The organism is Streptomyces sp. NPDC001027 (assembly GCF_040299045.1).
In the GTDB taxonomy this organism is placed as follows: domain Bacteria; phylum Actinomycetota; class Actinomycetes; order Streptomycetales; family Streptomycetaceae; genus Streptomyces.
Genome location: NZ_JBEPBI010000240.1, coordinates 1 through 11,534 on the forward strand (window position 1 = coordinate 1; position 11,534 = coordinate 11,534).

10 protein-coding genes are annotated in these 11,534 nt (G+C 70.6%); 1 reads left to right on the top strand and 9 read right to left on the bottom strand.

Features of this window, described 5'->3' with window-relative positions:
• Positions 1–99: 99 nt before the first annotated feature.
• The 9 genes from ABT300_RS35915 to pyrR form a co-directional block, all read right to left on the bottom strand.
• Complete coding sequence (locus ABT300_RS35915) at positions 100–423, bottom strand: integration host factor (RefSeq protein ID WP_003977346.1); 324 nt, start codon at positions 421–423, stop codon at positions 100–102.
• Positions 424–713: 290 nt separating this feature from the next.
• Positions 714–1,556 (bottom strand): orotidine-5'-phosphate decarboxylase, encoded by an 843-nt coding sequence (pyrF, locus tag ABT300_RS35920; protein ID WP_351685012.1) that lies wholly within the window; start codon positions 1,554–1,556, stop codon positions 714–716.
• Entirely contained in the window at positions 1,553–2,659 is a 1,107-nt protein-coding gene (locus tag ABT300_RS35925; protein ID WP_351685014.1) for a quinone-dependent dihydroorotate dehydrogenase, read from the bottom strand. Before ABT300_RS35925 ends, pyrF begins: the two co-directional genes overlap by 4 nt.
• A gap of 52 nt (positions 2,660–2,711) precedes the next feature.
• Positions 2,712–6,020 carry a carbamoyl-phosphate synthase large subunit gene (gene carB, locus ABT300_RS35930; protein WP_351685017.1) on the bottom strand — a complete coding sequence of 1,103 codons (3,309 nt, stop codon included), beginning with the start codon at positions 6,018–6,020 and terminating at the stop codon, positions 2,712–2,714.
• Positions 6,013–7,155: a glutamine-hydrolyzing carbamoyl-phosphate synthase small subunit gene (carA, locus tag ABT300_RS35935; RefSeq protein WP_351685020.1), complete on the bottom strand. Its 1,143-nt coding sequence runs from the start codon at positions 7,153–7,155 to the stop codon at positions 6,013–6,015. Before carA ends, carB begins: the two co-directional genes overlap by 8 nt.
• The gene (locus tag ABT300_RS35940; protein WP_351685022.1) at positions 7,152–7,718 is read right to left on the bottom strand and encodes a PH-like domain-containing protein; all 567 of its coding nucleotides are present in this window, start codon (positions 7,716–7,718) and stop codon (positions 7,152–7,154) included. The genes carA and ABT300_RS35940 overlap by 4 nt, the downstream gene beginning before the upstream one ends.
• Positions 7,715–9,001, bottom strand: a complete 1,287-nt coding sequence (locus ABT300_RS35945) for a dihydroorotase (protein WP_351685025.1) — start codon at positions 8,999–9,001, stop codon at positions 7,715–7,717. Before ABT300_RS35945 ends, ABT300_RS35940 begins: the two co-directional genes overlap by 4 nt.
• 3 nt (positions 9,002–9,004) lie before the next feature.
• Positions 9,005–9,985, bottom strand: coding sequence for an aspartate carbamoyltransferase catalytic subunit (locus ABT300_RS35950; protein ID WP_351685027.1), 981 nt, complete (start codon positions 9,983–9,985; stop codon positions 9,005–9,007).
• Positions 9,986–10,082: 97 nt separating this feature from the next.
• A complete protein-coding gene (gene pyrR, locus ABT300_RS35955) occupies positions 10,083–10,667 on the bottom strand; it encodes a bifunctional pyr operon transcriptional regulator/uracil phosphoribosyltransferase PyrR (RefSeq protein WP_351685029.1) in 585 nt (194 codons plus the stop codon).
• A 240-nt stretch (positions 10,668–10,907) separates the two neighbouring features.
• Here pyrR and bldD point away from each other — a divergent pair, with 240 nt between their 5' ends.
• Positions 10,908–11,408 carry a transcriptional regulator BldD gene (gene bldD / locus ABT300_RS35960; protein WP_107444999.1) on the top strand — a complete coding sequence of 167 codons (501 nt, stop codon included), beginning with the start codon at positions 10,908–10,910 and terminating at the stop codon, positions 11,406–11,408.
• Positions 11,409–11,534: the final 126 nt, after the last annotated feature.

Genomic DNA, 11,534 nt, shown 5'->3' on the forward strand with positions numbered 1-11,534 from the left:
CGGGGGTTCGGGGGTCGTCCCCCGGAGGTTTACTGCCATGCAGCGATTATTCCAGCAATCCCGGAGTGCCCGGGACTCCCTTCCGGCAGGACCCGGAGATCAGGAGCCGGTGCTGCCGAACTCACGCTCCAGGGACGCGATCTGGTTGGAGCCGAGGCCGCGCACGCGACGGCTCTCGGAGATGCCGAGCCGCTCCATGATCTGCTTGGCGCGGACTTTGCCCACGCCCGGGAGCGACTCCAGGAGGGCGGAGACCTTCATCTTGCCGATGACGTCGTTTTCCTGACCCTGCTTGATGACCTCGTGAAGGGAGGCGCCGGAGTGCTTCAGTCGATTCTTGACCTCGGCCCGCTCCCGGCGAGCCGCGGCGGCCTTTTCGAGCGCGGCTGCGCGCTGTTCGGGGGTAAGGGGCGGAAGAGCCACGCCTACGTCACCTCGGATGTCGAACTGTCGGATACGGACCGGTGAGGAACCTAGTGGCCCCACACCTGGTGAGATACGAGCAACACGCTCTGCCCGTTCACTCTCCGTCGGAGACTAGCGGCCAACTCCGCCAGAGTCAGCGAGAACAGAGGAAAAGTCCTGGTCAGCCTCCGCAGGGCCGGACATTTTGGACAAACTGCCCCTGATTTGAGGATGTATCCAGGCTCAAGTCGCCCCCGAGCCGCCCCACCGAACCCCCGGTCGGGCGGCCGGCGCCGCTCGAACGGCGGTCAGGCGGCGGTCACGGCGGCCCGGACCTCGTACGCGAACCGCTCCACCGCGTCACGCAGAGCGACGACGTCGGGACCGTGACGCAACACGCCCCGGCTCACGTTCGGGACGACATTGCGCACCGCGGACCCGAAGACCCGGGGAAGATCGGCCGGCGTCGCCCCCTGGGCGCCCACCCCGGGCGCGAGAAGCGGACCGTTGATGTCCAGGTCGTACGTCGAGAGGTCGCCCAGCGTGGCCCCGACGACCGCGCCGAAGGAGCCCAGGGGTTCCTCCCCCACGTTCTCGGCGGCCAGGTGCGCCAGCATCGTCGCGCCCACGTCACGCCCGTCGGCCCGCACCGCGTGCTGGACCTCGCCGCCCTCCGGGTTGGACGTCAGCGCCAGCACGAACAGACCGGCGCCGCTCTCCCGGGCCAGCGCCACCGCCGGGGACAGCGATCCGTAGCCGAGGTAGGGGGAGACGGTGAGGGCGTCGGAGAACAGCGGAGCGTCCTTGTGCAGGAACGACTCGGCGTACGCCGCCATGGTCGAGCCGATGTCCCCCCGCTTGGCGTCCATCACGACCAGGGCGCCCGCGGCCCGCGCCTCCTGCACCGCCTTCTCCAGGACGGCCACCCCGCGCGAGCCGAACCGCTCGAAGAAGGCGCTCTGCGGCTTCAGCAGGGCGACCCGGTCGGCCGTCGCCTCGACGACCGTGCGGCTGAACCGCTCCAGACCGGCGACGTCGTCGTTCAGACCCCACTCGGCGAGCAGGGAGGCGTGCGGGTCGATGCCTACGCACAGCGGACCGCGTTCGTCCATGGCCCGCCGCAGCCGCGCGCCGAAGGGTTCGCTCGTCATGCCGTCTTCCTCACGTCGGCGCCGACCGCGTCGGCGAGAGTGGCGTAGGGGCTCGTCCGCAGGCGGGCGGCGAGGCCCTTGTGGATGGCGCGGCCCCAGAAGGGCCCCTCGTAGACGAAGGCGCTGTACCCCTGCACCAGGGTCGCGCCGGCCAGGATGCGCTGCCAGGCGTCCTCCGCGTTCTCGACGCCGCCGACGCCGACCAGGGTCACGCGGCCGCCCACGCGCGCGTAGAGACGACGCAGCACCTCGAGGGAGCGGGCCTTGACGGGCGCTCCGGACAGCCCGCCGGTCTCCTTCACCAGGGAGGGCTCGGACGTCAGGCCGAGGCCCTCGCGGGCGATGGTGGTGTTCGTGGCGATGATCCCGTCCAGACCGAGCTCCACGGCGAGGTCGGCGACCGCGTCGACGTCCTCGTCGGCGAGGTCGGGGGCGATCTTCACCAGCAGCGGGACGCGGCGCGAGCCGACAGCGCGGTCGGCGGCCTCGCGCACGGCGCTCAGCAGCGGCCGCAGCGACTCGGCGGCCTGAAGGTTCCGCAGCCCCGGCGTGTTCGGCGAGGACACGTTGACGACCAGGTAGTCGGCGTACGGCGCGAGCCGCTCGGCCGACTTCACGTAGTCGCCGACGGCCTCCTCCTCCGGTACGACCTTGGTCTTGCCGATGTTGACGCCGACGACGGGCTTGAAGACGGGCGTCCGGGAGGCGAGACGGGCGGCGACGGCCAGCGAGCCGTCGTTGTTGAAGCCCATGCGGTTGATCAGCGCCCGGTCCCCGACCAGTCGGAACAACCGCTTTTTGGGGTTCCCGGGCTGCGGCTCGCCGGTGACCGTGCCGATCTCGACGTGGTCGAAGCCGAGCATCGCCATGCCGTCGATCGCGACGGCGTTCTTGTCGAAGCCGGCCGCGAGCCCGAACGGGCCGTGCATGCGCAGCCCGAAGGCCTCCGTGCGCAGCTCCTTGTAGCGGGGGGCGAGGGCGGCGGCCACGAAGGTGCGCAGCACGGGGACGCGCACAGCGAGGCGGATCCAGCGGAAGGCCAGGCAGTGGGCCTGCTCGGGGTCCATCCGCTGGAAGAGGAGCTTGAAGAAGATCTTGTACATGGTTCCCTCACGAAGAGGGGGACACCGTTTCCGGTGTCCCCCTCTTCAGCTGCTAGTCGCGAGCCGCGGTCAGGTGTTCGGCGTGTTCCTGGAGCGAGCGGACGCCCACGTCCCCTCGGTTGAGGGCGTCGATGCCCTGGACGGCGGCGGCGAGCGCCTGCACCGTCGTCAGGCACGGCACCGACCGCGCCACGGCCGCCGTACGGATCTCGTAACCGTCGAGCCGGCCGCCGGTGCCGTACGGGGTGTTCACGATGAGGTCGACGTCACCGTCGTGGATGTGCTGGACGATCGTCTTCTCGCCGTTCGGGCCGGCGCCCTCGGACTGCTTGCGCACCACGGTGGCGTTGATGCCGTTGCGCTTGAGGACCTCGGCCGTGCCGGAGGTGGCGAGCAGTTCGAAGCCGTGGGCGACCAGCTCGCGCGCGGGGAAGATCATCGAGCGCTTGTCCCGGTTGGCGACCGAGATGAACGCGCGGCCCTTGGTGGGCAGCGGGCCGTACGCGGCCGCCTGCGACTTGGCGTACGCCGTGCCGAAGACGGAGTCGATGCCCATGACCTCGCCGGTGGAACGCATCTCCGGGCCGAGGACGGTGTCGACGCCGCGGCCGGAGGTGTCCCGGAAACGGGTCCACGGCATCACGGCCTCCTTGACGGAGATCGGCGCGTCCAGCGGCAGCTCGCCGCCGTCGCCGGTCGCCGGGAGCAGCCCTTCGGCGCGCAGCTCGGCGATGGTCGCGCCGAGCGAGATGCGGGCGGCCGCCTTCGCCAGCGGCACCGCGGTCGCCTTCGAGGTGAAGGGGACCGTACGGGACGCGCGCGGGTTCGCCTCGAGGACGTAGAGGATGTCGCCGGCCATCGCGAACTGGATGTTGATCAGGCCGCGCACCCCGACGCCCTTGGCGATCGCCTCGGTGGAGGCCCGCAGACGCTTGATGTCGAAGCCGCCCAGGGTGATCGGGGGCAGGGCGCACGCCGAGTCGCCGGAGTGGATGCCGGCCTCCTCGATGTGCTCCATCACGCCGCCGAGGTACAGCTCGTCGCCGTCGTACAGCGCGTCGACGTCGATCTCGATGGCGTCGTCGAGGAAGCGGTCGACGAGGACCGGCCGGGTGGGGCTGATCTCGGTCGACTCGGCGATGTAGGAGGACAGCCGGGTCTCGTCGTAGACGATCTCCATGCCGCGGCCGCCGAGCACGTACGAGGGCCGGACGAGGACCGGGTAACCGATCTCGTCGGCGATGGCCTTGGCCTCGGCGAAGGTGGTGGCCGTGCCGTGCTTGGGGGCCGGCAGGCCGGCCTCGGCGAGCACGCGTCCGAAGGCGCCCCGGTCCTCGGCCGCGTGGATGGCCTCGGGGGAGGTGCCGACGATCGGCACGCCGTTGTCCTTGAGGGCCTGCGCCAGCCCCAGCGGGGTCTGTCCGCCGAGCTGCACGACGACGCCGGCGATCGGACCGGCCTGCGCCTCCGCGTGGACGATCTCCAGCACGTCCTCGAGCGTCAGCGGCTCGAAGTACAGGCGGTCGGAGGTGTCGTAGTCGGTGGAGACCGTCTCCGGGTTGCAGTTGACCATCACGGTCTCGTACCCGGCGTCGGACAGCGCGAAGGAGGCGTGGACGCAGGAGTAGTCGAACTCGATGCCCTGGCCGATGCGGTTCGGGCCGGAGCCCAGGATGATCACCGCGGGCTTCTCGCGGCGCGCGACCTCGGTCTCCTCGTCGTAGGAGGAGTAGAAGTACGGCGTCTTCGCTGCGAACTCGGCGGCGCAGGTGTCGACCGTCTTGTAGACCGGCCGGACGCCCAGGGCGTGCCGGACCTCGCGGACGACGTCCTCGCGCAGTCCGCGGATCTCGGCGATCTGCTGGTCGGAGAAGCCGTGCCGCTTGGCCTCGGCGAGCAGACCGGCGTCCAGGCGGTCGGCCGCGGCCAGCTCGTCGGCGGTCTCCTTGATGAGGAAGAGCTGGTCGACGAACCAGGGGTCGATCTTCGTGAACTCGAAGACCTCCTCGGGCGTCGCGCCCGCGCGGATGGCCTGCATGACGGTGTTGATCCGGCCGTCGGTGGGCCGCACGGCGTCCCGCAGCAGCTCGTCCTTGTCGCCGGGCTCGCCGATGAACGTGAACTGGCTGCCCTTCTTCTCCAGCGAGCGCAGCGCCTTCTGGAAGGCCTCGGTGAAGTTGCGGCCGATGGCCATGGCCTCGCCGACCGACTTCATGGTGGTCGTGAGGGTGGAGTCGGCGGACGGGAACTTCTCGAAGGCGAACCGCGGGGCCTTGACGACCACGTAGTCGAGCGTCGGCTCGAAGGAGGCCGGGGTCTCCTGCGTGATGTCGTTGGGGATCTCGTCGAGGGTGTAGCCGACGGCGAGCTTGGCCGCGATCTTGGCGATCGGGAACCCGGTCGCCTTGGATGCGAGGGCCGACGAGCGCGACACGCGCGGATTCATCTCGATGACGATGACGCGGCCGTCGACGGGGTTGACCGCGAACTGGATGTTGCAGCCGCCGGTGTCGACGCCGACCTCGCGGATGATCGCGATGCCGATGTCGCGCAGGCGCTGGTACTCGCGGTCGGTCAGCGTCATGGCGGGCGCGACGGTGATCGAGTCACCGGTGTGGACGCCCATGGGGTCGAAGTTCTCGATGGAGCAGACGACCACGACGTTGTCGTTCTTGTCGCGCATCAGCTCCAGCTCGTACTCCTTCCAGCCGAGGATGGACTCCTCCAGGAGCACCTCGGTGGTCGGGGAGAGCGTCAGGCCCTGGCCGGCGATGCGGCGCAGCTCCTCCTCGTCGTGGGCGAAGCCGGAGCCGGCGCCGCCCATGGTGAAGGAGGGGCGGACGACGACGGGGTAGCCGCCGAGCGTGTCCACGCCCGCGATCACGTCGTCCATGGAGTGGCAGATCACGGACCGGGCGGACTCGCCGTGCCCGATCTTCTCGCGGACGGCCTCGACGACGCCCTTGAAGAGGTCGCGGTCCTCGCCCTTGTTGATCGCCTCGACGTTGGCGCCGATCAGCTCGACGCCGTACTTCTCCAGCACGCCCTGCTCGTGCATGGAGATCGCGGTGTTCAGGGCCGTCTGGCCGCCGAGCGTCGGCAGCAGGACGTCGGGGCGCTCCTTGGCGATGATCTTCTCGACGTACTCGGGGGTGATCGGCTCGACGTAGGTGGCGTCGGCGATCTCCGGGTCGGTCATGATCGTCGCCGGGTTGGAGTTGACCAGGATCACCCTGAGGCCCTCGGCGCGCAGGATGCGGCACGCCTGGGTGCCGGAGTAGTCGAACTCGGCGGCCTGGCCGATGACGATCGGGCCGGAGCCGATGACCAGGACGGACTGGATATCGGTGCGCTTAGGCACGCTGGCCCTCCATCAGGGATACGAAGCGGTCGAACAGGTAGGCGGCGTCGTGCGGGCCCGCTGCCGCTTCGGGGTGGTACTGGACGGAGAAGGCCGGCTGGTCGAGCAGCTGCAGCCCCTCCACGACGTCGTCGTTGAGGCACACGTGCGAGACCTCGGCGCGGCCGAACTTCGTCTCGCTGACCTCGTCGAGCGGCGCGTCCACGGCGAAGCCGTGGTTGTGCGCGGTGACCTCGACCTTGCCGGTCGTGCGGTCCTGGACCGGCTGGTTGATGCCGCGGTGGCCGTACTTCAGCTTGTAGGTGCCGAAGCCGAGGGCCCGGCCGAGGATCTGGTTGCCGAAGCAGATGCCGAACAGCGGCGTCCTGCGCTCGAGGACCTCGGTCATCAGCGCGACGGGGCCGTCGGCGGTGGCCGGGTCGCCGGGGCCGTTGGAGAAGAACACGCCGTCGGGGTTCACGGCGTACACCTCGTCGGCCGAGGCCGTCGCGGGCAGCACGTGCACCTCGATGCCGCGTTCGGCCATGCGGTGCGGGGTCATGCCCTTGATGCCGAGGTCGATGGCGGCCACGGTGAACCGCTTCTCGCCGACCGCCGGCACCACGTAGGCCTCCTTGGTGGCGACCTCCTCGTACAGGCTCGCGCCCTTCATGTGCGGCTGGGCCTGCACGCGCGCGAGGAGCTCGGCGTCCGGGGCGATCGCCTCGCCGGAGAAGACGCCGGCCCGCATCGAGCCGCCCTCGCGCAGATGGCGCGTGAGGGCGCGGGTGTCGATGCCGCAGATCCCGACGATCCCCTGGGCGACCAGCTCGTCGTCCAGGGAGCGCCTGGCGCGCCAGTTGGAGGGCACGCGCGCGGGGTCGCGCACGACATAGCCGGAGACCCAGATGCGGGCGGACTCGTCGTCCTCGTCGTTCCAGCCGGTGTTGCCGATCTGGGGGGCGGTCGCGACGACGATCTGGCGGTCGTACGACGGGTCGGTCAGGGTCTCCTGGTAGCCGGTCATGCCGGTGGAGAACACCGCTTCGCCGAAGGTCTCCCCCACGGCCCCGTAGGCACGCCCGCGGAAGATGCGGCCGTCCTCCAGGACGAGTACGGCGGGAGTCCTGGCGGCTCCCCTGGTGGAGGTCGTCATCGTGCGCCTTCCGTCGTGTCGTTCTTGATCATGGAGTTGATGGCGTCGACCCAGGCCGCGTGCTCGGCCGCGTGGTCCGAGCGGAAGCCGGAGTCGATCAGCCTGTCGCCGTGCGCCCACGTCACCACGAGCAGTCCGCCCTCGGTGAGGACCTTGCCGGCGATGCCCTTGCCGAGCAGGGCCTCGCGCAGCGCGTCGGCCGGGATGAAGAAGTCGTTCGCGCCCGGTCGTACGACGTCGACTCCCGCGTCCGTCAGGGTGAGCTCGACCCGGCTGCGGGCGCCGAGGCCGTGCGCCACGATGCGGTCGAGCCACTGCCCGGCGGTGGTGGAGCCGTGGTAGCGGCCGCTCATGCTCAGTCTCGCCGGACCCGGCTCGTCCGGCGCGCCAGGCAGCTCGGGCAGGTCGCTCTGGAGCGTGCCGCGCCACTTCCAGCCCTCGCGCATCAGCCAGTACACGAGCGCGACGAACAGTGCGAGGCCGACGACCCAGCCGGCCCGGGCGGCCCAGTCGGTCACTTGGGCCGATTCCTTCTCGGCCGCGAGCAGTAGTGCAGATGTCACGTGAGCTTCCCGTCGACGAGCGTGGCCTTGCCCCGGAGCCACGTGTGCGTGACACGGCCCGGCAGCTCACGACCCTCGTACGGGGTGTTCCGGCTGCGCGAGGCGAAGCCCGCGGGGTCCACGGACCCACGGTATTCCGTGTCGACGAGCGTGAGGTTGGCGGGCTCACCTGCCGAGACGGGGCGGCCGTGGCCCTTGGCCCGCCCGATGGCGGCGGGCCGGTAGGACATCCGGCTCGCGACCCCGGCCCAGTCCAGCAGGCCCGTCTCCACCATCGTCTCCTGGACCACCGACAACGCGGTCTCCAGGCCGACCATGCCCATGGCGGCCGCCGCCCACTCGCAGTCCTTGTCCTCGTGCGGGTGCGGGGCGTGGTCGGTGGCGACGATGTCGATCGTGCCGTCGGCGAGCGCCTCCCGCAGGGCCAGCACGTCCTTCTCGGTGCGCAGCGGCGGGTTCACCTTGTAGACCGGGTTGTAGGAGCGCACCAGCTCGTCCGTGAGGAGGAGGTGGTGCGGGGTGACCTCGGCGGTGACGTCGATGCCGCGGGACTTGGCCCAGCGGACGATCTCGACCGAGCCGGCGGTGGAGAGGTGGCAGATGTGGACGCGGGAGCCGACGTGCTCGGCGAGCAGGACGTCCCGGGCGATGATCGACTCCTCCGCGACCGCGGGCCAGCCGCCCAGCCCCAGCTCGGCGGAGACGACGCCCTCGTTCATCTGGGCGCCCTCGGTCAGCCGCGGCTCCTGCGCGTGCTGGGCCACGACCCCGCCGAAGGCCTTCACGTACTCGAGCGCCCGGCGCATGATCACGGCGTCGTCGACGCACTTGCCGTCGTCGGAGAAGACGGTGACGCCGGCGGCCGACTCGTGCATGGCGCCCAGCTCGGCGAGCTTCCTGCCCTCCAGGCCGACGGTGACGGCGCCGATGGGCTGCACGTCGCAGTAGCCGTGCTCCTGCCCGAGCCGGTAGACCTGCTCGACCACGCCGGCGGTGTCGGCGACCGGGAAGGTGTTGGCCATGGCGAAGACGGCCGTGTAGCCGCCGGAAGCGGCCGCGCGGGTGCCGGTCAGCACCGTCTCGGAGTCCTCGCGGCCCGGCTCGCGCAGATGGGTGTGCAGGTCGACCAGGCCCGGCAGCAGCACCTTGCCGGCGGCCTCGACGACGTCGGCGCCCTCGGCGCTCAGGCCCGTGCCCACCTCGGCGATCGTGGAACCGTCGATCAGGACGTCCTGCGGCTCGCCGCCGAGCACCTTCGCACCACGGATCAGGATCTTGCTCATGACTTACTTCTCCTCGGTGGTGCGGGCGTGGCTGACGGCGGGTTCGTTGCCGCCCAGGAGCAGGTAGAGGACGGCCATCCGGATGGACACGCCGTTGGCGACCTGTTCGACGACGGTGCAGCGCTCGGAGTCGGCGACCTCGGCGGTGATCTCCATGCCGCGGACCATCGGGCCGGGGTGCATGACGATCGCGTGCTCGGGCATCCGCGCCATCCGGTCGCCGTCGAGGCCGTAGCGCCGCGAGTACTCGCGCTCGGTGGGGAAGAACGCGGCGTTCATCCGCTCGCGCTGCACGCGCAGCATCATCACGGCGTCGGACTTGGGCAGCGTGCTGTCGAGGTCGTACGAGACCTCGCAGGGCCAGCTCTCGATGCCGACCGGCACCAGGGTGGGCGGGGCGACGAGGGTGACCTCGGCCCCGAGCGTGTGCAACAGGTCGACGTTGGAGCGGGCGACCCGGCTGTGCAGCACGTCGCCGACGAGCGTGATGCGCTTGCCGGAGAGGTCCCGGCCGATCCCGGCGTCCCGGCCGACCAGCCGACGGCGCATGGTGAAGGCGTCCAGGAGGGCCTGGGTGGGGTGCTGGTGGGTGCCGTCGCCCGCGTTGACGACGACCGCGTCGATCCAGCCGGACGTGGCCAGCCAGTAGGGCGCCCCGGAGGCGCCGTGCCGGATGACGACCGCGTCGACGCCCATGGCCTCCAGCGTCTGCGCGGTGTCCTTGAGGGACTCGCCCTTGGAGACGCTCGACCCCTTGGCGGAGAAGTTGATGACGTCCGCGGAGAGGCGCTTCTCGGCGGCTTCGAAGGAGATGCGCGTGCGCGTGGAGTCCTCGAAGAAGAGGTTGACGATGGTGCGGCCGCGCAGGGTCGGCAGTTTCTTGATGGGCCGGTCGGCGACCCGGGCCATCTCCTCGGCGGTGTCGAGGATCAGGACGGCGTCGTCGCGGGTGAGGTCGGCGGCCGAGATGAGATGACGCTGCATCTGTCAGGCTCCGTAAGGCAGTTCAGACATGGGGAGATCACGGGCGTGCAGGGGCACGACGGCGCGACGCGCGGCGACGGGGCCGCACGCGCGCGTGCTACTGCTGGGCGGTCTGCTTCACGCCGAGCAGCACGGTGTCGCGACCGTCCTCCTCGGCGAGCTGGACCTTGACCGTCTCCCGCAACGACGTGGGGAGGTTCTTGCCGACGTAGTCGGCGCGGATGGGCAGTTCCCGGTGGCCGCGGTCGACGAGGACCGCGAGCTGGACCGCGCGCGGGCGCCCGAGGTCGTTCAGCGCGTCGAGGGCGGCGCGGATGGTGCGACCGGAGAAGAGCACGTCGTCGACGAGGACGACCAGCCTGCCGTCCAGGCCGTCACCGGGGATCTCGGTGCGGGCCAGCGCACGCGGCGGGTGCATGCGCAGGTCGTCGCGGTACATGGTGATGTCGAGGGAGCCGACCGGAACCGTGCGGTCGGTGATCTGCTCGAGCTTGTCGGCGAGCCGCCGGGCGAGGAAGACGCCGCGGGTCGGAATGCCGAGCAGCACCACGTCGTCGGCGCCCTTGGCGCGTTCGACGATCTCGTGGGCGATGCGGGTGAGCACGCGAGCGATGTCGGGGGCCTCGAGGACGGGCCGGGCATCGGCTTGCCGCGGATCCTGCTGGGTGTCCTGCTTGTCCATACGAAACGGACCTCCTTCTCCGCCTCACGGGACGGACCTTAAAGGACGTCGGATTTGCGCCATCCACGCTACCAGGCCCGAGGTGCGCCCCCGATCACCCCCCTGGCCTAATCGGCCATCGATACCACGGAAGAGTCGGTGTGGACCATTCGGCTTGACGCAGAAGAATCACGCTGCGTAACCTCACAGTGAGTTACCAGCACGCGGTTCGTGCCGCGTCGACCCATTGCCGGGAGCTATATGTCCAGCGAATACGCCAAGCAGCTCGGGGCCAAGCTCCGGGCCATCCGCACCCAGCAGGGCCTTTCCCTCCACGGTGTCGAGGAGAAGTCCCAGGGACGCTGGAAGGCGGTCGTGGTCGGATCGTACGAGCGCGGCGACCGCGCCGTGACCGTGCAGCGCCTTGCCGAGCTGGCGGATTTCTACGGCGTTCCCGTGCAGGAACTGCTGCCGGGCACCACCCCCGGCGGGGCGGCCGAGCCCCCGCCGAAGCTGGTCCTCGACCTGGAGCGGCTGGCCCACGTGCCGGTCGAGAAGGCCGGCCCGCTGCAGCGCTACGCGGCCACGATCCAGTCCCAGCGCGGTGACTACAACGGCAAGGTGCTGTCGATCCGCCAGGACGACCTGCGCACCCTCGCCGTCATCTACGACCAGTCGCCCTCGGTCCTCACCGAGCAGCTGATCAACTGGGGCGTGCTGGACGCGGACGCCCGGCGCGCGGTCGCCCACGAGGAGGGCTGAGGCCCCAGCGGGCCCGCAGAGCTCTGCAGAAACGTGCCGCCGGGGTGGCCGGAATCGGATGGTTCCGGCCGCCCCGAGTCGGCCCGCACACGCCGGAGGGCCCACAGCGCAGGCTGTGGGCCCTCC